A 19,837-nucleotide genomic window follows, 5' to 3' on the forward strand; every position below is an offset into this window, starting at 1 on the left:
TTCCGGCCTGTTGACCCCAGCTAGTTCAATTATTAACCTGATGATCTGGCGTGCCCTTAGCTTCCACCACTATATGATAACGTCTTTGGCCGGAAAAACTCGATCTTTTTTGTATCTAGTAGTCTCTAGTGGCCAGGCTTCCTTTTCGTAGCTAAGTTCCTTTCTTGAAAAGTTTACAGGCTCTTCCACGAAAACGGCCAGCGTACCGGAGAGGAAGTTGTCATCCGTCCTTGCTTGCCGGTAGCTTACCGCTTGCAGGGGCTTTACAAATGGGTAGACTTCTCGATCAAAAGATCTCCGGTCCAATCTGTCCAGGTTGCTACGTACCGTGTCAACAATTCTTTCCACGTCAATGAAAATACAACCTTCGTATTTGGGCTGAAGGCTGGCAAATGCTTTTTTGTATGTATCGCTGTCGGCCAGGGAGCTGGCGTCGCCCGTTACGGCCTCCTTAACCAGATTTTCCGAGGATCCAATAACCAAAATATTATCCCTGAAACCGTAGCCCAGCATAAATGCCTCAGTATACGGGTCATAGAAATATTTGACGTTCTTGCCGTCGATCTTCACAGAATCCGAAACAAATCCTTCTTCATCTAGCAAATCAGCTATCTTGTCCATTAACCTTTTTGCCTTCTGGACATCCTTTACGGAAAACATGGCGAGCATCCCCAGGTGAGTTTCTTTACCCAATAACCCGTCTCTGTCCGGGACAATAGCCAGACCATATTCACTGCCCAACCAGGAAAGGAGATCACTTTCAATATCTATACCCAAATTGTATTCGATTTCCGCGTCGATGTCTTTAAAATCGGGTTCTTTTTGAATGTCTTCCAGAATTTTTTCCATTACGTAATTCAGGTGGACGCCCCCTATGAATACCAGGGAGTTTTCGGGAGCCAAAGCGATGGTCTTCTCAACTTTTTCGGGAGGGGGAAGGTCTTTGGGTAATTTTCCTTTATCGTAGGCCAGCGAGTAGTCAAAGCGCGCCCCTTCTCCGGTAAAGCTTATGGAAAAGCCCAACCCCTGATATGCTTCCAGGTAGTGAAGGCTTTCAACGGGGAAATCCGTGTTCAACTCGCCCTTTATAATATCGGGAATGTTTTCAGCGTTGATATAGCAAGTACCCGACCTGTTTGCTGGCAGCTTTTTCATTACCTTTTTGTAGTTTTCATTTCTGGCCAGGGTGGCCGCACCTTTTTGTCTGGTCATGTCTATTGCCTTTTCGATGGCTTCTTCGCTTTCCGCCAGCAGCAAAAACCCCTCATGCAGGGCGTAGGCTACCGGTGAAGAACCCCCGGTTTCAACGGTTATCTCGACCCCCTGATAAGTCCGGTCCTTAAATGCCATACCTTCTTTTTCCCAGTGCTGGCGCACTTTTTGTAAGCAGGCCGAAGCTTTTTTCATACTGGTGGTAGAAACAGCGAGCAGGTATGACTCCTCGTTGCTGTAATCAGGGATAATTAGGGCTATTTCCCTGCCAAGCCAGGGTTTTACGTCTTCTTTGAAGTCCAAACCGAATTCATCCTCAAAGTCCCTTCGCAAATCGTCAAAAGCATCTTTAACTTCCGGGATGGAAAAGTAAATGTCTCTGATACGGGCAAAATTTTTTACCTGATCCAGATTGGGGTTAACGACCAAAAATAGGTCGGTATCGCCTGGCGCCAGTTTGGCTGCACGGGCACTGTTAGACGGGTTAAGGAAGGGGAGTACTTGGGCGAGGGATTCTCGGGCAACAAAACCGATAACAAGAAGAAGACAGGTAAGTACGCCGAGCCCAATCCAGATGGCCTTTTTCGATTTCGAAGAACTGGGCGAAGGCGCGGACTCATTCAGGGGAGTACCGCAGAAGGGGTAAAATTTTGCCTCTTCATTCTCGACCGTGACGTTGCATTTCGCACATTCCACTTTGAACCAACTCCTTTCTTGAAGAAAGGGTTTCTTAATTTTCCGAACTTCCCCATGGCTAAAGCCAGGAGGTTCTGAGGAGAACTACCGCGGCCTCTTCCCAACCCCAAAGGGTGGGTCTGCGGCGGCTAGGAATCGGTCATGCATACCCTTCCAGCAGTAGCTCCGCGTGTACCTCTTCGCCCGCACTTCCTTCTCCGTGGACGAGGCCGGCGGAGAGAGCCACACGTAGGCCAGGAGGCGGCCGTATTTATCCTTCTGCTGAACGTCGAACTCCAGCCAGACTTTCTTACTTAATAGTCGCTTTTTGGTGTAGGCTGCCGATTCCCTTCCCGTAGGGCTGCTCTTTAATGCGCAGGTCGGGGTGGGAAATTTCGGGGCAGTTGACGCCGATCATCCGTACTCTTTCGTCACGGTTGTTGAGTTTTACGTGGACGGTGTCACCATCGGAGACGGACGTGACGACCGCGGGGAGCACCTTCGGAGCCTGAGACTACGCCTCGATCCCCACGGCAAACCCCAAAACGATGAGGAAGGCGAGAATGACTGGCAGAACGACCCGGGTTCTCCGCATGAAAAACACCTCATGGAAAGATTCACCGAAGACTACCAGGCTCCCCCACAATGAACTGGAAGGCCGGGCGTGTCCCGCACCATCCAGGTGTTTTTAACCTTTCTGTGGTGGCTGAAATCTTTTTTAATTCACCCGGCTGTCAATAAACAGGTACAGGTCGTCACCCAGGAAATAACAAAAGTCCATATCTTTAGCCGTGTTTCCAGGTCGAAATAGGGTTCCGAAGCAATTCCTTTACCTAAGTCCTTCTCTTTTTAACTTTTGGCTATTTTGGCAATCTCTTTTTTCAGCGCCACGAAGCAACGTAGCAGTTCAAGGGATGCCTGGGCCAATTCTTCGGCTGCTTCTGCCCGAGCTTCTCTCACCAGAGCAGCACCGACAGTATGAACCAGGCGGTGAGGCTCGTCTATAGCCCGCCAGGCAGGCAAGTGGCCGAACTGCCTGCCGCCCTCACCTATATACCAGCGCCCAAAGGCGCATTCGGTATGATCAGATATCTTTTCGCCTGTTCCAACTTTCGCCACTACAGTGTTAATAAACCGGGCATGGTCGAAAAGCCTGGCTGCCAGGGTATGAACCGGCGTATCCTCAGTTATCTCGACCAGGAGTTCTTCCAGAACCGGCAGGGTGGTTTCACGGATGTGGCTGGTATTGGCCGTACAGGAGTCACCGAAGGCTGTTATTTGGGCAAGCCGCTGGGACGACTGGGCAAGATCTGTTGTCGTAGTGGCAACCTGATTCATGACCTGGGTTATTTCGTCGAGGGCGCTGGCTGCAAGTTCCACCTGCTTCATGCTTTCGTCTATGCTTTGTACTACAGAGGTAACCTGCCTGGAATAAACCTCAAAGGAATCCGTTACCTCTTTGCTGCTACGGTTGGCTGACTCTGATAATTGACCCACTTCTGCAGTTAATTCTTTCACAGTCCCTACCGCATCCTTCGTTTTTCCCGCCAGCTTCCTTACTTCTTCGGCTACTACGGCAAAACCACGCCCGTGTTCGCCAGCCCGGGCAGCTTCTATAGCAGCGTTCAGTGCCAGGAGGTTGGTCTGTTCTGCAATCTCCGCAACTTCTTCGCCAATCTGGTTGACCTGATTAAAACGCTGACTTACTTCATTCAGTTGGTCTCTCATATACTGTATCCCGGTAGCCACAACTTTTAAAAGCCTGTCCATCTCCGCCAGTGCCGAGCGATTGGCCTCTGCCAGCTGTTTCATTTGGTGATGAGCGGCAGCCGATTCTTCCACGGAAGCATTAACTTCCTCGATAGTGGCAGAGAGTTCTTGAGAACCCGATGCCTGAACCTCCGCCTCGCGGGCCGCTTCATTTGCCCTCAAGCGGCTCCACAGGGCCAGGAGATCTGTGTGTGCCATAATGAAACGACCTACGCTAAGCCCAAAAAGCAAATCAGCCGAATTGAAGGTATTGGATGTACCCGGCTCACTTTTCTTTCTGAATAACAGCAACTAAGCCCCACCCTTTCCTTTTCGTGAACGTTTAAATTTTGGAATAAAAATTAGTCGTAAATTCTTGTTCGTAGAGGCTCAAATCAGTTTCTCCCCGTCCTATCAAGCGACTAAAAACTTCCACCAAAAGTGGATCAAACTGCCCTCCGGCACAGCAGTGCATTTCCTTCAGGGCCTCTTCCCGGGATAATGGAAAAGGTCGGTAGATCCTCTCTGTGGTCATGGCGTCGAAGCTGTCGGCCACGGCTAAAATGCGCGCCCCCAGAGGTATATCTTGAGCTGTAAGTCCAACGGGATAGCCCGTTCCATCGTATCTCTCGTGGTGGTGCAGGACCATGAGACTAATTTCCTTCATACCGGGAATGGTAGAGAGAATTTCATAACTGAAAACCGGGTGTCTTTTTATCTCCTCCCATTCCTCGGCAGTCAACTTGCCCCGTTTAAACAGTATAAAGTCGGGGATGCCTATTTTGCCTATGTCGTGCAGAAGGCCAGCTAAGTAGACGCGCTTCTGGTATTTTTCGTCCAGTCCCAACTCCCTGGCCAGCAAGAGCGCATAAAAGGCCACGCGCTGAGAATGCAGGCAGGCCGACTTAAATCGAGATTCCTGCACCCGAACCAGTACCCGAGCAGCGTAAATAAGTGTGGACCTCATGGAAACACCTCTATCATGGAAACGGTAGTAAAAACTCATAAGGACAGTTTCTTATTAGGAATGATGGTGGCGGGTACAAGGGTGGGGAGCGTAAAAAGGGGAACCCAAAAGGAGGGAACCAGAGAAGGGGAACCCCAAAAGAGTTGTTTATAGGGCTAATAAATAAGGCCAGATGTAGACAGGTTACCCCCCCCCCGAACTGGCGTTCCATAAGGGATTCTTTCATACTTGCTCAAACCTCCGCCTTTTACGTTATTCCAAATTTAAGAAAGCCGCAGAGAGACAAGTATACGCTTTCCTGCGGCTATCTTTCTCCCTTGCAACCCAGCCGTCATAGTTCCCCGTGGCAACCTTTTGGGGAACCTTAGACCTGTGGCTTTGCGCCCCCGGCTTTCGCCGAGTTTGCCCTCCAGGATTCGGATTGAACAAAATAGCTTTTTAACTTTTCGACCCCTCTATTCTATTTCGACGTAATTTTAGCTTTCTTGACGTAAGATCGTAAAGTCAGGTTCTTTCTCGAACAAATGTGAGCTTTGAACCTTTTGCTGCATAATCTCCGGAATTAGGGGGCTAACCCGGCTCCGCGGTCAGGATAAATGAGTTGACGTGGTTGGCGTCCAAAACACCCGCCCCTTTCTAGCCCAATCTCTTTAACACTTCGCGAATGCGCTCCTCCTGGAAAGGCTTAATGATGAAATCTATTGCGCCGCTCTGAATCGCTTCGATTACATAATCTTTCTGGCCCATGGCGCTGACCATGACGATCTTTGCCTTCGGGTCGACGGCCTTTATCCGTTTAACGGCTTCCAGCCCGTCCATCTCCGGCATGGTGATGTCCATTGTCACCAGGTCCGGCTGAATTTCGTGGTACTTCGCCACGGCGTCCGCGCCATTTTCGGCTTCGAAAACTTCGTGGCCATGCTTTTTTAAAATATTTCCGAGGGTTAACCTCATAAATTTCGCATCATCTACCACCAGCACCCGCAATGTTTGCACCTCCGCGCAGAGATTGAAAATTCCTGGACCAGGCTACCTAAATGAGGACGGCGTCTTGACGGTTCAACGCCCTCTGCTACGCTTCTTTCGCCGTGGCCGGCCCAGGAATGGTGCCGCTGCAGCTGTCGCTTTCACCAAGTCCCAAAAGTTTCAAAAACTTCTTTGGAAGAGGTTGCTGGGGCAATATAAGCTTAACTTTGGCCAGTCTACTGATCCTGAGGAGCCAGCTCAAGGCGGCCGGGCTGAGTTCCCGCAGGTCGGTTAAATCTACAACCGCCCTATCGGCATTTCTTAAGCGTTCCTCCGGTATCCGCGGGTCCAGGCGCGCGCCTGCCCTAATATTTAGCGTTTTTTCTTCTCCAGACAACTCTACCGCCTTGACGTCAGGAATAGCCTGGAGAGCCTCTTTTACAGTATCCAGGCTCTCCCTGGCGAAAAACCTCGCTTTTATTTCCGTACCTTCAAAACCATGCTCCTTAATCTCATCAAACGAGGGCTTAACCTCAACAATTTCCACCAGTTCCTCCAGGGCCCTTATCACCACGCAAGCGCGAACTGCCTTCATATCGCAGCCATCCTCAAGTTTGATTAATATCTTTTTCGGGCCTGTATGAGCGCCAGCATCATGCCCACCGTGAGCCAGATGCTCCAGTTTATTCACCAGGTTACTCAGCTCAAGGATGCCCTCGTCCTTCCCGCAGAATTTGTCGGCAAGCCCTTTTAGAGCGTCAAGAGAATTTAGTAACGTGTCGATAATTTCCCCGGAAGAAGAAATCTTCCCTTTCCTCATGCCGTCCAGCAGGTCTTCCATGCGGTGGGCCAGAGAAGCCATTTCCTCAAAACCCACCGTTGCCGCATTGCCCTTGAGGTTGTGGGCAATCCTGAAAATATCGTCTATACAGGTGCGGTCGGTGGGGTTCTTTTCCAGGAACACCAGCTTGCTTTCCAATTCCTGGAGCTGTTCAGCGGTTTCTTCCAGAAAGGCCTCCACGTAGGGAAGGGATTCTTCGCTATACATTGTTCCTAACACCTCCGCTTAATGATCTGTCTGCTGGAACTGCCCCCACATACGATGCGGGTCCAGAACCAGCAAGATACTCCCGTCCCCCAGAATGGCCGCCCCGGCAAAACAGGAACCGGAACCAAAACCTGCTGGAAGAGACTTAAGCACAACATCCTCTTGACCCAGGAAATCATCCACGACCAGCGCAAAGCCGCTCGTCAGGATCACCAGGCACAGCTCTTCGTCACCGGTCTCTTTTTTGTCCTCCCCGAAAAACTCACCCAGGAAAAGCACGGGCATTAACTCACCGCGGATCACGGCAATCCTTTTTCCTTGCATGCTGGCCAGATCATCAGGGCGGACTTTAACCATTTCCCTCACATCTGCGATTGGTAACCCGTACTTCCTGCCGTCCTGCACCACCAGCAGGACACGCGAGGTAGCTAAAGTCAGCGGAAGCTCCATTCTCACCCTGGTGCCGGAACCGGGAGTTGTTTTGATTTTTACGCTCCCTCCCAGGCTGTGCACGACCGCCCTGACCGCATCCATGCCCACTCCTCTTCCCGAAACTTCTGTCACTTCTTCCGTCGTGCTGAAACCGGGGGCAAAGAGAAACTCGATCAGCTGTTCCTCGGTCAAGGTTGTGGCCTCCTCCGCTGACACGAGCCCGACCGAAACAGCTTTCTCCCGCACGCGCTCTACGTCGATGCCCCGACCATCATCCTCCACCTCCAGCAGCATTTTGCTCCCCTCCCTGAGGGCCCGGAGAGTTATTGTACCCCTGGCTTCTTTTCCCTGGGCCAACCTTTCCTCAACAGGCTCAAGTCCGTGGTCTATCGCATTGCGCACCAGGTGGACCATGGGCTCGCCGACCGCTTCCATAACGGCCTTATCGATTTCCGTCTCCTCTCCTTCCAAACGCAACTCGACCTCTTTACCAAGCTCCCTGGCCAGATCGCGTACCATGCGCGGAAACTTCCGGAAGAGATAACTGGCCGGGAGGAGCCTCATGTCCATTACTGCATCTTGCAGCTCCCGAACCAACCTGTCCAGCCCCGCATGTTGCTCTTTCAGCTCTCCGGCCACTTCAGCCAGGCCGTATTCCCCTTCCACCTTCCTGGCTACGTAAAGCAGAGCATTGCACGTCACCACCAGTTCGCCTGCCAGCGCCATCAGGTAATCCACCTTGGATTCATCCACACGGATGCTCTTGCCCGCGGCAGCAGGGGCATATGCTTTCGTTCCTTCAGATTTCCCGGAAGCTGAAACAATTGGAGCACTTTCTTTTGCAGTCAAACTCCTGGCCATTTTCTCAGCTTCGTCCAAGAGGGAAAAGAACTCTATCCGCCGTTCGGAACACGGGCTATCCAGGAATTCCTCGGCTTTTTTTCTTATCTCGGGCCTATTAAAATATGTACCTATCCCCGCCAAAATTCTGGCTGCCGAGAGGATGTGACGCGGAAAATCTTCCTCGCTACCCAGCTGCATGAAGCGTTCTTTCTGTTGCGCCAAAATCATCTGTAGAGCTTCAGTTTCTTCTTGAGTTAATTGATCATCTAAAGAAGAAACGCTTTTTTCCCGTCGAAATTTTTCTTCATTAGTCACCTGGGCGTCAGGAAGAAAAACTGGCTTTTCTTCTGGCTCTGCATTATTATACTTGCTGCTTCCGGGAAATACTGGTAAAACGGCTAACCGGGCGCCCGGTGAGTCTCCCAGTATTGTACGAAGAGCATTTTCCAAAGCATGGGCACCGAAATCAGAACTAAGGTAAAAATGCAAGGACAAGCAGGAAGACAAATCCTTTGCCTGGCTGGTGTCCAGGCCTTCTGTTCCGCTTACCGAAACGCGGAGCACCTCTCCGCAGGAGGCCAGCTTACCGTAAACAGCCAGCAAATCGAGTGATTCATCCGCAGCCTGCACCTCCAGGCTCACTTCATAAAGACACTTATTCACTTCTACCTGACCGGCCAATAAATCAAGGCTTTCTTCTGTTTTTTGAGAAATGCCGGCTGATTCAGCACCGCTCAGCAGTTGGTTCAACCGGTCAATCCTTTCCCGGCACGCTTCCTCGTCCACTTGCAGATCCCCTTCTTTTTCTGCGTTCTCCACGGCCTCCAGCAAAAACTCAAAGATGCCGCCGAGGAGCTCAGTTAATTGCTCCGAAACGGCAGCTTCACCCGCTTTCAACCGGTTGAGAACCCTCAGCAAATAAATCGCCAGCCCGTGCCAGGATTCTAGCCCGCACTCTTTCGTAACCTCAACCAAACCTTTTACTTTTTCCAGGAGCTGATTTAATGCCTCACCGCCAGGCTCTTGGGCCAGGGAAAAGGCTAAAAACCCGGTTTTGTCAAGAACTCCTTTAATCTTTTCCAAATTCATTTTTCGCCCGCTACCTCACTCCAGAGATAATCTTGGTCAGAAAAAGAAGCCTTTCCGGTCTTACCGGCTTTACCAGGAAGAGGTTGGCCCCGGCCCGGTAGCCTTCCAGGCGGTCGCTGTCCTTTGCTTCCGTCGAGATGATCACCACCGGCACCCTGACCCCTCTCTCATCCTCCCTTAGCTGCCGCACCAGCTCGTAACCTGACATCTTGGGCATGTTTATGTCCACAATAAAGAGGTCGTAATCAAACTCCACCGACTTTTCCAGGGCTTCGTAACCGTTGGCTGCCTGGTCCACAGTAAAACCGGCTTTGCTCAAGATAGAAGTGTAGTAACCACGCACCGTAGACGAGTCGTCCACCACCAACACCCGCGCGGTCATCTCCCCTTCACCTCATTTCTGATATATAATTGCCTCCTTGAATTTTCTAAGCCTGAAAATAGGGGTAATGCGGCTCATGGATTCCGAGTGCCCGAGGAAGATGAAGCCGCCTTTCCTCAAGGCATCGTAAAAGTAAAGGGCCACCTCCCTGCGGGAAGCATCGTCAAAGTAGATGAGGACGTTGCGGCAGAAGATGGCATCGAAGTCCGCCATTTTCCGCATGTTTTCCCGGTCAAGAAGGTTAAGCCGGTAAAAGAGTATCTGGTGGCGTAGCTCTGGATGCACCTCGAACTGTTCCCCCACCCGGCGGAAATACCGGGCAAGGTAGACATCCGGAACGTCTTTGACGGCGCGCCCGCCGTAAAGGCCTTTTTTCGCTTGCTCCAGCACGTCCGTATTCAAATCCGTGGCGTGAATTTCCCAGGTGACAGGTAGTCCCTTAGTCATTTCCCTCATAATGATGGCTAAAGTATAAGCTTCTTCCCCCGTGGAGCAGCCGGCGGACCAGAGGCGCACCCTTTTGGGGTGCTGGCCGTTTTTGCTCTGCAGGATCTCGGGGAGTACTTCTTCGGCAAAGCAGCGCAATTGCGGATACTCACGGAAAAAGTAGGTCTCGTTGACGGTCAGGGCGTTGAGGAGTTCTTGCAGTTCACGTCCGGAGAGATCAAACCGCATCCAGGCAAAATATGTGCGGAAGCTGTCCAGGTTAACGGCGCGCATGCGCGCTTTTACACGCTTTTCCACGTAGTAAAGCTTCTTTTCTTCAAAGTAAATGCCGGTCTTCCGGTAGATGTAATCCCGAAGTTTAACGAATTCCTCGATAGTCAATCCTAATCCTCCCCCGCCAGCGCCGCATAGAAGGCTTGCGGCACCGGGAAAACAGGTTTCCGCTCCATCCCCTCTATACCTCCATTTTCCTCAAGGCTTCCTCAACTGCATATTCCAAAAACGGATCGGAAAAGCGTTTTCTTACTTTTCGTACTGCTTCCCGGTCCTCGCTGCGCAACCCCATTTCGCCCACGTATTCCACCGCCGCGGCTACCACGTTGATATTTTCATCTTCTTCCACAACCCGGCGCAGAAGTTCCACCGCCTCCTTTACCTTAAGTTCCCCCAGAACGTTCACGGCAAACAGCCGGACGTCCGGGTCAGGATCCCGCAAGAGTTTCCTGGCCACCCCCAGCGATGTGCGTTGCAACAACCGCATTATTTCCACTGCCGCATTTCTTACGTAGGCGTCTTCACTGCGCAAGAGCTCAGCGCATCCTTTTACCACAGCCTCCGTACCAATGGTAATCAAGGTGGTTACAATGGCCTCCTGTACCGGGCGGCTTTTCTCTTCTCCCAGTCTTTTTACCAGGTACTCCACAACGTCATCCTGGGGAAAGCCAGAAAGGTCAAAGGCCGCATAGTATCTTTCCCTTTCTTCCGGGTGAAAGGATAAAGTGTCCATGAGCTTTTTGACCTGGTTGTCCTTCAATCCCTCTTCACTCCTTTAATGATCTGCTCGGCAATGAGATAGGAAGGAGCCACCACTTCGGCACCGCCCCTGAGGTAAGCTTCTCTGGGCATGCCCCAGACTACCGCGGTTTCTTCCGCTTCAGCAATGGTGTAGCCGCCCTGCCTCCTTATTTCCACCATCATGTCTGCTCCGTCATCGCCCATCCCGGTAAGGAGCACCCCTACAACATTCCGGGGCGGCACCTTTTCCAGGACAGATTGCATGGTTACATTAACCGAAGGCATGTACAAAACGTCGGCCGGTTGCCGGCTAAGCCTGGCCACCAGGACGCCGCCGGGCTTTCTCTCTACTTTTAAATGATAACCTCCTTTAGCTACCAAAACCTTTCCCGGCGCCAGTTCGTCGCCGTCGGCCGCCTCTTTGACAGCCATCCGGCAGCTCTGGTTAAGGCGCTGGGCAAAGGGCGCCGTAAAGTTTTGCGGCATGTGCTGCACTACGAGCACCGCGGCGGGAAGATCTTGCGGCAGGTAGGGCAGAATATCCATGAGAGTTCTAGGGCCACCGGTCGACACTCCGATGACCACCACTTTTAGTGAATGTTGCCCGGGGTCTGGCTTAAGGCGCGGGCCAGGCAGACGCGGACCTAAAACGCGCGCCTTCTCCGACCAGCGCAGCTTTACCCTGGCCCGCGCCGCTGCTTTTACCTTCGCGATGATTTCTTCTCTCAGGTGTCTTATGCCGAGAGAAACAGTCCCGTCGGGCTTGGCCACGAAGTCCACCGCGCCTAACTCCAAAGCTTCCAGCGTGGTGAGGGCCCCTTCCTGAGTGAGGGAGGAAACCATGACCACCGCGCAGGGCGCCTTCAAGAGGATGTGCTGGAGGGCAGTGAGGCCGTCCATTTTTGGCATATTTACGTCCATCGTGACAACGTCAGGCCTTTGTTCCAAAGACTTTACTACCGCTTCCTCACCGTCGCGGGCGGTATCCACCACCTCTATCTGGGGATCGGAAGAAAGCATCTCCTTAAGGATTCTTCTCATGAGAGCAGAATCGTCAGCTATCAATACCCGGACCCTCTGCGATTTCCATGCTCCGCCCAAAGTCCACCAACTCCTCCTTTTCTTTAAAGGAGAGGACTTCCTTCATGTTCAACACGATAATCAGCCGCTCACCTTCCCCGGCTTTCGCTATCCCTCTGATAAAACGGGTGTCCACCGAACCGGTCAAGAGATCCGGCGTCGCTTCGATGGCCAGCCGGGAAACCTTCAGCACTTCCCGCGCCGAATCAACGACAAGGCCGGTCAAAAGCCCATCTATCTCCACCACCACGACCCTCGTATGCTCGTCCCTGGCGCTTTCTTCCATCCCAAATCTTTTCCGAAGGTCGATGATGGGGATGATGGTTCCGCGGAGGTTAATCACTCCCTCTACAAAATGCGGAGCTTTGGGTACAGCCACTATATCCGGAACCCTGATGATCTCCCGAACCTCGGAGATGCCCGCGGCAAATTCTTCCTTACCCAGCTTAAAAGTCACCAGCTGTTCTTCCTGTTCATCCATGCTGACCACCTCCTCTTCTTCTCCACTATCTACTGCTCCGCCCACTTTCAGGAGGTCGCCCAAGGCGAGGGAACCAGCCGGGTCTAGCACGTATACCAGCCGTTTTCCTTCCGCTATCTTGCACACCCCGCTTATTCCTTCTCCGCCCCCGGTACGCAGCAGGACCGGTACGGGGTCGATAACCGCCCTGGAAATGCGGAGCACCTCCGTTACCGCGTCGACCACCAGGCCCACGGAAAAATTCCTCTTTTGCTGGTCGCAAAGGTTCACTACTACTATGCGCGCCCGGTCATCCATTTCCTTATCTTTTAGTTGAAAAAGGGCGCGCAGGCTGACCACCGGCAGGACGTGGTTCCGCAGGGTTATAATTCCGAGAAGGTACGCGGGAGCGTCGGGCACCCGGTTAATTGTCTCCGGCAGGTGAACGATTTCCTGCACCATCCCGATGTCAACCCCGTATTCTTCCTCCCCGACCCGAAAGCTGACGAGCTGAACTTTTTCTTCTTTCTCTTCTTTCTTTTTCTCCTCCGCTCGGGCAAGCCCCAGAGATTCAACGGCACCCGTGACCCGGTCCCGGGTTTCCTCGGTCTTCATAAGATGGGCCGGATCTAATACCATCACCAGGCGTTCACCCGCCGCCAGCCTGGCTATGCCCTTGAGAAACTCTGCCCTGGTTTCCTCTTTTTTGACTTCTTCTATTTCGTCGGCGGCTATGTTTACCACCTCGGATACCTTGTCCACGATGAAGCCCAGCCGCTTGCGGCCGTCGTCCAGGACGATAACTCTGCTGGCATCGCTCAAGGGCTGCTTCTCCAAACCAAACCTGACGCTTGTGTTCACTACGGTGAGGATATTCCCCCGCAGGTTGGCCAGCCCTTCCAGATAGGGCGGGGTCCGGGGAACCTTCACCATCCCCGGAACCCGGATTATCTCCTGGACGTACTCGATTTCTATGCCGTAAGCTTCACTGCCCACGGAAAAGACAACATACTGCACGAACCATCCCTCCCTGCCGTTACAGCTGCTGCAGTTCGTCTGCCAGCGCGGCTATCTCTTCAATGGCCCTGGATAGTTCCTGCATTCCCTGGGCCTGCTGCCTGCTGGCGGTCGCGGCCTGTTCGGAAGCCGAAGCTGCTTCCTGGGCCGCCTGGGCAATCTGATCTACCGCTTTTCTGGCCTGCTCAACGGCTGCGGCAATCTGGGCTGCATTCTCGTTGATTTCCCTGGTGCCACCTAAAACGGCCTTCATGTCCTCTTCGATGCGTACCAGATCTTCGGTGGTCTTTTTCGCTTTTTCTACCTCCTGCCTCGTCACTTCCCCTATCTCTTCAATGTCCTTTAACACCACGTTTACCTGGCCCTGGATGCCCTTCACCTGGTCCTTGATTTGATCGGCGTTGCGGGCGCTTTCCTGAGCCAGGTTGCGGATGTCGGAAGCGACCACGGCGAACCCTTTGCCGTATTCGCCGGCCCGCGCCGCCTCAATGGCCCCGCTGACCGCCAGCATATTGGTCTGGATGCCTACAGTAACAATTGTATCCACTATCTTGTCAATCTGCCTTGCCCTCTCTTCCAGAGCTTTGACTTTCTTGACATTTTCTATGTTAGCCTCCAGGGCCAGGGAAATCCCCCTGATCAATTCGTCCACGTTAACTTTGTTGCGGGCCAGGATTTCAGACAGAGCCTCTACCTTCTGGAGGGAAGCACCGGCCTGCTCACTGATGAATCTGACACCGCTTTCTATCTGGGCGGCGGCGCCGGCAGACTCTTCCGCTGCTCTGGCCTGGGCTTGCGCCCCCTTGGAAATCTGGTCCAGGGCCGCCATGATCTCCTGGGCAGACCGGGTAGATTCCTCAATAGCCGCCGAAAGCTCCTCTGCTGCTGCGGCCAGGCCTTCTGCCGATTTGGAAACGTCGGTGGACCGCTTGAGGTCTTCGGCCATTTCGGCCAGCTCACTTGCTGAGGTGCTGATGTCACTTAAAGCTTTGGCCTGTTGATCTACAGCTTTTAAGGCTTCCTCTGCCCCGCTGGACTGCTCCTCTGCCGTCCTGGCAATTTCATTTGCCCCCTGCTGGAAGAGCTGAATGCTGCGCATGGACTCCTGGGAAAGATTGTTGATCTGCCCTGCTGCCGTCACCACTTCTTCCATAGCGGCCCTGATATTTGCCAGGTCATCAGTGATCGCTCTACCCTTTTCTGCCTCCTGCCGGGCACTGGCGGCGGCCTGGTTAATGGCATCGGCCACCACTTTCACATCCTGCTGGATGGCCGCGATCAGCTCGCGGATGTCGTTAGCCGCCTTCTCCGAGGTTTCCGCCAGAGTTCTCACCTCGTCCGCCACCACGGCAAACCCCTTGCCGTGATCTCCGGCCCGGGCCGCTTCAATGGCCGCATTAAGGGCCAGCAGGTTGGTCTGGTCGGCAATTTTAACCACGGTGCGCACAATACTGCCAATGTTTTCGGCCAGCTTTTCCAGCTCGGCCACCAGTCTGGCCGATTCCTCATTTTTGGCGGCAGCCAGATTAACGCCTTCCGCAAGCTTCTCAATGTCGGAGCTGACTTCTTTTACCAGCAGCTGGATGGCTTTTCCCCGGTCTAAAGCCGCGGCGGCATTTTCTGCTGCCTTTCTTGCGCTTTTTTCAATCTGATTGATAGCGGCAAGTGACTCTTGAGTGGCGCTGCTGGCCTCCTCGGCCCCGCTGGCTATCTGCTCCATGGCCGAGCGCAGCTCCTCCACCGCTCCAGAGGCTTCTTCCACTCCGGAGGAAAGCTCTTCGGTGGCTGCGGCAATGCGCTCGGCTATCTGCTGCTGTTTGGCGAAGGTTCTGGCCTGCCTGCGCTGAGCTTCCAGTTTCTTTTGCTCAACCTTCTTTGCGTCAAAATCTGCTTTGCTCTCGGTTTTCTGCTCCTCTGGCCTTACGGGCATCGGTGCCAACTTTCTCTCCTCAACCATTAAACAATACCTCCTTAAATTTTTTCTTCATAATACTTTTTACACACGTAAAACTTTTTTAAAGCTCTTTTAATCTTCCGATATGCTCTCCTCCGCCCTCCCAAATGTTGCGGAAGGTGCTGAACACTGCCGGATCGAACTGTCCCTTACTTTCTGCCATGATCTCCAGAGCTCGACCAGGTTTGACCGGATTAACAACACCCCCATTTCACCCGGCAAACAGATCCCTCACCTCCTCTCCTAAAACATAAAATCACCGCCATAATCCACCGCTGCCGTTTTATAACCTTTTTGCTTCTTCAGCCACCTTGTCCATCGGATTATTGACTCTCAGCTAGAAAAACCAAAGCCCGAAGTAAAAGAAGAATTTTGTGGCAGCTTACTTGGGGGCAATCAATCGGCATGTTGATGCTTGGGTTGTCGAATCCGAGGTAACGCTTGCCGTCATTATCGGGTTAGAACAGGCAGCGTAGCTGAGATCACTTACTGCTGAATTTTAGTTTCTTCCGGCGAGACTTTTCCACGTTCTGCCGTTCTGGTTTCCCATTGTTTTTTCATTGTTTTTTTCCGGTTCGTCCCAGTTGCCACCCATAAATCAACGATATGGAGTTATCAAGGTACGTATTTTTTCTTATGTCCCTGTATGCTTGTGGGTTTATTGTTATTTGCTTCCTGCCAAGAAAAAAAGCAGGTACAGGTGGTAATCAGAAGATACCACCTGTACCTGCTGAAACTTTTTGCGGGGCACAGAAAACATTAAGGAGCGAAGAGAAAATAAAGAGAAAACCCTTCGCCGCAGGTGTATGGATTGTTATTAGGTTAGGAGGTGACTCTACCCCCCCCCCTAGCACACACACAAGGAGGGCTCGTGTCATATTGAACCCTGTCAAGACAAATTTTGATTTTATTATTGCAAACGTTAATTGATGCTTTTCTCTTTTATCTCTTTTATGCCTTGCCACCAACGTCATTTCTCAATCACAGAGGGTGCCCCAGGAAAATTTTGTTCTTTCAAAACGTTTGATTTGGGTTTATTCGACATATTTCCTTGTTTTCCTCCCCCTCCCCCCTCAAAATTAGAATATTAATTTAACTTGAAAGTCAATTGTTCTCTACAGCCACACCAGATAGCTGATCCAGCATCAAGTTGCATACATGGTACACGTAGCGGTCGTAGGTTACCAGAACGCCGGGAACAGTACCGGCCACGGCCAACATTTCCACCAAGCCCGCAGGCATCGCTATGCCCACCGATACGGCCGTGGGAAAGGAAGCTGGTATATCTCCTCCCTGCTCGCGAATAAACCCGGTTGCAGAACCGAGATCTGCCACCCCGAAATAACCGGCGCCGCCATTTGCGCTATTTCCTTTAACTTTGCCAGCAATTCCTTAGTGTTCTGCTCCATGGACACTTTCATTTTTTAGGCCTGGCGAAACCCATATCAGCCAGATGCCTGGTCACTGCCCAGTACTGTCCGGCCACAAAGGCCACCGGTTCCATTTTCTGCACATCTATACGCCCTTTTTCGTCCAGCACCGCCTCATCTACATGCACGGCCAGAATTTCGCTTATAAACATGTCGTGTGATCCGAGGGAAATGATTTGATTCACGCGGCACTCGATGTTAACCGGGCACTCGGCAATCAGGGGAGCCTGTACTTTGACAGCCGGCTGGGGAGTGAACCCGGTCAGGGCAAATTTGTCCTCATCCCGGCCGGAAACCATCCCGCACAGGTCCATTTCCTTTACCCGATCAGCTCCGGGAATGTTCAGGACAAACTCCCTGGCTTTAGTTAAAATACCGTGGGAGTAAGTTTGCGGACGCAAACTTACGCTTAACATGGGCGGCGACGAGCAAACAGTACCCACCCACGCCAGAGTGATAATGTTGGGCCGTCCCTCGGAAATGGTGGTAACTAAAACGCTGGGTACGGGAAACAAAGCGGTGGAAGGCTTTTGAACTTTTTTCATTCTGGGAACCTCCTTAAGATAATTATTTTTTTAAAAAGTAGTACCACCCTTTATCGCCCAAAAGCTAAAACCTGGGCGAAAAAGCCGGCTACTATATTCCCAACCTTCGCTTCGTATCCCCACCAGAAGTGATCAACCCCGGGAATCAACTCAATAATCTTTGGTTCGGCCATACCAGCAGTTTCCTTTAAGACCGAGGAAGGGGGAATTATATTATCTTCCGCCCCAGTAACAATCAACTTTGGTTTGGTGCATTTCTTGAGCACGTTGGCAGGGATAGCTGGGGAAACGGCCGCGATAGCCCGAACTACATCATTGGTGTCACCAACTGCCAGGGCCACCATCCCCCCGAAGGAATAACCCATGATGCCGATCCGGGACGAGTCGATTTCTTCCTGGTTTGCGAGCAATAAAAGGGCCGCCTGCGCGTCTTCCCGTTCCCCGATTCCGTTATCAAAGCAACCCTGGCTGCGGCCCACACCGCGAAAGTTGAAACGCAGGCTGGCTATTCCATTACTGCTCAAAGCCCGGCTAACGGCGAGGATGACGTTGTTATTCATATTGCCACCGTAAAGGGGATGGGGGTGACATAGCACTACCCCGGGAAAGGGACCAGGAACAGGCGGCAGGTCTAGGCAGGCTTCCAGGACCAGACCGGAACTAGGCAGATCAATTTGTATTTTTCTCATATGGGTCACTTCCCTATACACACGAAAATACCTGCAAAAAAACAAAACGGCCTCCTGAGGCTTGACCAAAACGAGGGGAAACCCTAATTATTTTTTTCAATTATGACCTCTGCGCCGTCCTTCACTTGACGCAAATCCTCAAGGTCGCCCTCGATGCGCCCAAAGACGTTCACCGGGCTAGCTGCCCGGATCTCTTCCCCCTCGCTGATTGGAGTCGGTCCGAAAAAAATACAAAATGCATTTCCCGCCGGCCAGTAGCCAAGATCCCCCCTGGACACCAGATCAGAGGCTCCCCCTTCCAGCGGAGCGTTTACCGGAATGGAAAAGTAAATTTCCTCTCCCCAACGGTTGGCTCTACCCTTTATGGGTAGGGCTTCCTGGATTAAGCGTCCCGTCGGGGTGTCGTAAATTAAGGCGGGCCAGGAAAAGTTTCCTGATCTAATTGTTACTTTCAAGCTTCACCACTCCTTTTCACCATTCTATACTAATACAACGTCCCTGGCAAAATATTCTTTATCATTTTTCCGCAGCAAATTAATTTCACGGCCCCGCGGCCGTACTTCTATTTATTTGGTGAGTAGCATGGTGGCCAGAATGGTTATGGCTAATGATCATCCTCAAGAACGAGATTACCTTCGCGAAAAATCAGGGGAGCCGTCGGTCCAACAACCTCAATATCCGTCCTCTGGCTCAGCTCCCTGGCCAGGTTTTCGGTAACCCACAGGTACTCCAGTTCAAGATTGTTTTTGATCAAGGCCCCCTGCAAGTGCTCCACGGTCTCCCCTGCAGCCAGGCTCGCCAGCGCCGCCTCTATGGCCGACCGGTCGTCGGGCATAACGATCGGAAGCATGGCCCGCTGCACGTTTCCGCTGGTGATGTAGTTGAGATAAGTGGTCTTGTGGTCCATTTTATCGACCAGTACCACCGGCTGGGGAAAGATCTGCCTGATTTTGACAAAGCTAAGGCGGCTCATAAGTTCACCTGGCCTTTAACATTAAAGGTATCTTCTGCCTTATCCAACATGGCTAGACCAAATAGTGCATATAAATGATTATACTCCTCGAAAGGCAATTCTGGCCAGACCGTGAAACCCTTTACTTGTCAAAAGCAGGTCCATTGGGCTAAAATAGGGAAGGTAGTCAAGCATATACTTAAGGAGGTAAGAGAATGTACTGGTCCCAAAAAGGTCCTGTTAATACCGACGAGACTATTGCCCTGGCGGTAAAGAGGGCGCGGGAATTATCCATTGACCACATCGTAGTGGCCTCCTGCAGCGGGGAAACGGCCAAAAAGCTCATCGGCAAGGTGCCCTATGTGGTCTGCGTAACCCACCACGTGGGTTTCACCGCTCCGGGAGAAGATGAAATGCCCCCCGGCGTGCGGGAAGAACTGACGGCCAAGGGAGTACGCCTGCTTACCACCACCCACCTCATGGGCGGGCTGGACCGGGGGGTGCGGAACAAATTCGGCGGCGTTTACCCCGCCGAAATCATTGCCCAAACCCTGCGCATCCTGGGTCAGGGTTTAAAGGTGTGCGTGGAAATCGCCGTCATGGCGCTGGACGCCGGGTTGATCCCGGCTGGCAAAGAGGTAGTGGCCGTTGCCGGAACAGGAACTGGTGCCGATACCGCCGCGGTAATTCTTCCTGCCCATGCCAACCATTTCTTTGACACCAAGGTTAAGGAAATCATTTGCAAGCCCAGGGAATTCTAGCGCCAGCTTGTTACTCGCTTATTGGCCAAAATAAGATAACATAATAAGCCTTAACAAAAGAATTGTGTCATAATATTTACGGGTTTAGACTAAAAAATTTTTTTGTGCGGCAGGAAAAAGCCCAG

Annotated in this window: 19 protein-coding genes, 1 pseudogene and 1 riboswitch; of the genes and pseudogenes, 1 reads left to right on the plus strand and 19 read right to left on the minus strand. The window is 52.1% G+C overall.

The window, feature by feature from the left end:
* Positions 1-69: 69 nt before the first annotated feature.
* The 19 genes and pseudogenes from G7K71_RS02445 to G7K71_RS02535 all read right to left on the minus strand — a co-directional run bounded on the left by G7K71_RS02445 (position 70) and on the right by G7K71_RS02535 (position 18,972).
* Entirely contained in the window at positions 70-1,908 is a 1,839-nt protein-coding gene (locus G7K71_RS02445; protein ID WP_166343203.1) for a DUF3352 domain-containing protein, read from the minus strand.
* An 84-nt stretch (positions 1,909-1,992) separates the two neighbouring features.
* Positions 1,993-2,193 (minus strand): annotated as a pseudogene (locus G7K71_RS20165) (hypothetical protein); the annotation flags it as partial.
* Positions 2,194-2,197: 4 nt separating this feature from the next.
* Entirely contained in the window at positions 2,198-2,386 is a 189-nt protein-coding gene (locus tag G7K71_RS02455) for a thermonuclease family protein (protein WP_166343205.1), read from the minus strand.
* A 350-nt stretch (positions 2,387-2,736) separates the two neighbouring features.
* Positions 2,737-3,948, minus strand: coding sequence for a methyl-accepting chemotaxis protein (locus tag G7K71_RS02460; protein ID WP_166343207.1), 1,212 nt, complete (start codon positions 3,946-3,948; stop codon positions 2,737-2,739).
* A 31-nt stretch (positions 3,949-3,979) separates the two neighbouring features.
* Entirely contained in the window at positions 3,980-4,603 is a 624-nt protein-coding gene (locus tag G7K71_RS02465) for an HD-GYP domain-containing protein (RefSeq protein WP_013822130.1), read from the minus strand.
* 315 nt (positions 4,604-4,918) lie between these two features.
* Positions 4,919-5,020, minus strand: a riboswitch (cyclic di-GMP riboswitch).
* Positions 5,021-5,239: 219 nt separating this feature from the next.
* Positions 5,240-5,590 carry a response regulator gene (locus tag G7K71_RS02470; RefSeq protein WP_166343209.1) on the minus strand — a complete coding sequence of 117 codons (351 nt, stop codon included), beginning with the start codon at positions 5,588-5,590 and terminating at the stop codon, positions 5,240-5,242.
* Positions 5,591-5,675: 85 nt separating this feature from the next.
* Positions 5,676-6,617 (minus strand): Hpt domain-containing protein, encoded by a 942-nt coding sequence (locus G7K71_RS02475; protein ID WP_013822128.1) that lies wholly within the window; start codon positions 6,615-6,617, stop codon positions 5,676-5,678.
* 18 nt (positions 6,618-6,635) lie between these two features.
* On the minus strand, positions 6,636-8,981 hold the full coding sequence (locus tag G7K71_RS02480) for a chemotaxis protein CheA (protein WP_166343211.1): 2,346 nt from the start codon (positions 8,979-8,981) through the stop codon (positions 6,636-6,638).
* A gap of 10 nt (positions 8,982-8,991) precedes the next feature.
* Positions 8,992-9,363, minus strand: a complete 372-nt coding sequence (locus G7K71_RS02485) for a PleD family two-component system response regulator (RefSeq protein ID WP_013822126.1) — start codon at positions 9,361-9,363, stop codon at positions 8,992-8,994.
* A gap of 12 nt (positions 9,364-9,375) precedes the next feature.
* On the minus strand, positions 9,376-10,191 hold the full coding sequence (locus G7K71_RS02490) for a protein-glutamate O-methyltransferase CheR (protein ID WP_166343213.1): 816 nt from the start codon (positions 10,189-10,191) through the stop codon (positions 9,376-9,378).
* 73 nt (positions 10,192-10,264) lie between these two features.
* The gene (locus G7K71_RS02495; RefSeq protein WP_013822124.1) at positions 10,265-10,843 is read right to left on the minus strand and encodes a HEAT repeat domain-containing protein; all 579 of its coding nucleotides are present in this window, start codon (positions 10,841-10,843) and stop codon (positions 10,265-10,267) included.
* Positions 10,840-11,889: a chemotaxis response regulator protein-glutamate methylesterase gene (locus G7K71_RS02500; RefSeq protein WP_243174540.1), complete on the minus strand. Its 1,050-nt coding sequence runs from the start codon at positions 11,887-11,889 to the stop codon at positions 10,840-10,842. Before G7K71_RS02500 ends, G7K71_RS02495 begins: the two co-directional genes overlap by 4 nt.
* Positions 11,879-13,381, minus strand: a complete 1,503-nt coding sequence (locus tag G7K71_RS19210) for a chemotaxis protein CheW (protein ID WP_313884868.1) — start codon at positions 13,379-13,381, stop codon at positions 11,879-11,881. Before G7K71_RS19210 ends, G7K71_RS02500 begins: the two co-directional genes overlap by 11 nt.
* 19 nt (positions 13,382-13,400) lie before the next feature.
* The gene (locus G7K71_RS02510; protein ID WP_166343217.1) at positions 13,401-15,338 is read right to left on the minus strand and encodes a methyl-accepting chemotaxis protein; all 1,938 of its coding nucleotides are present in this window, start codon (positions 15,336-15,338) and stop codon (positions 13,401-13,403) included.
* Between the two features lie 1,101 nt (positions 15,339-16,439).
* Complete coding sequence (locus G7K71_RS02515; RefSeq protein ID WP_166343219.1) at positions 16,440-16,577, minus strand: hypothetical protein; 138 nt, start codon at positions 16,575-16,577, stop codon at positions 16,440-16,442.
* 175 nt (positions 16,578-16,752) lie between these two features.
* Complete coding sequence (locus G7K71_RS02520) at positions 16,753-17,310, minus strand: flavin reductase family protein (RefSeq protein ID WP_013822117.1); 558 nt, start codon at positions 17,308-17,310, stop codon at positions 16,753-16,755.
* Positions 17,311-17,360: 50 nt separating this feature from the next.
* Complete coding sequence (locus tag G7K71_RS02525; RefSeq protein WP_166343221.1) at positions 17,361-17,999, minus strand: alpha/beta hydrolase; 639 nt, start codon at positions 17,997-17,999, stop codon at positions 17,361-17,363.
* An 83-nt stretch (positions 18,000-18,082) separates the two neighbouring features.
* Positions 18,083-18,454: a cyclophilin-like fold protein gene (locus G7K71_RS02530; protein ID WP_013822115.1), complete on the minus strand. Its 372-nt coding sequence runs from the start codon at positions 18,452-18,454 to the stop codon at positions 18,083-18,085.
* Positions 18,455-18,603: 149 nt separating this feature from the next.
* Complete coding sequence (locus G7K71_RS02535) at positions 18,604-18,972, minus strand: hypothetical protein (protein WP_166343223.1); 369 nt, start codon at positions 18,970-18,972, stop codon at positions 18,604-18,606.
* A gap of 194 nt (positions 18,973-19,166) precedes the next feature.
* Between G7K71_RS02535 and G7K71_RS02540 the strand changes: the two genes are divergently transcribed.
* Positions 19,167-19,712: a pyruvate kinase alpha/beta domain-containing protein gene (locus G7K71_RS02540; RefSeq protein WP_013822114.1), complete on the plus strand. Its 546-nt coding sequence runs from the start codon at positions 19,167-19,169 to the stop codon at positions 19,710-19,712.
* Positions 19,713-19,837 lie beyond the last annotated feature (125 nt).

The sequence above is a fragment of the Desulfofundulus sp. TPOSR genome (genome assembly GCF_011393055.1).
Taxonomy (GTDB): domain Bacteria; phylum Bacillota; class Desulfotomaculia; order Desulfotomaculales; family Desulfovirgulaceae; genus Desulfofundulus; species Desulfofundulus kuznetsovii.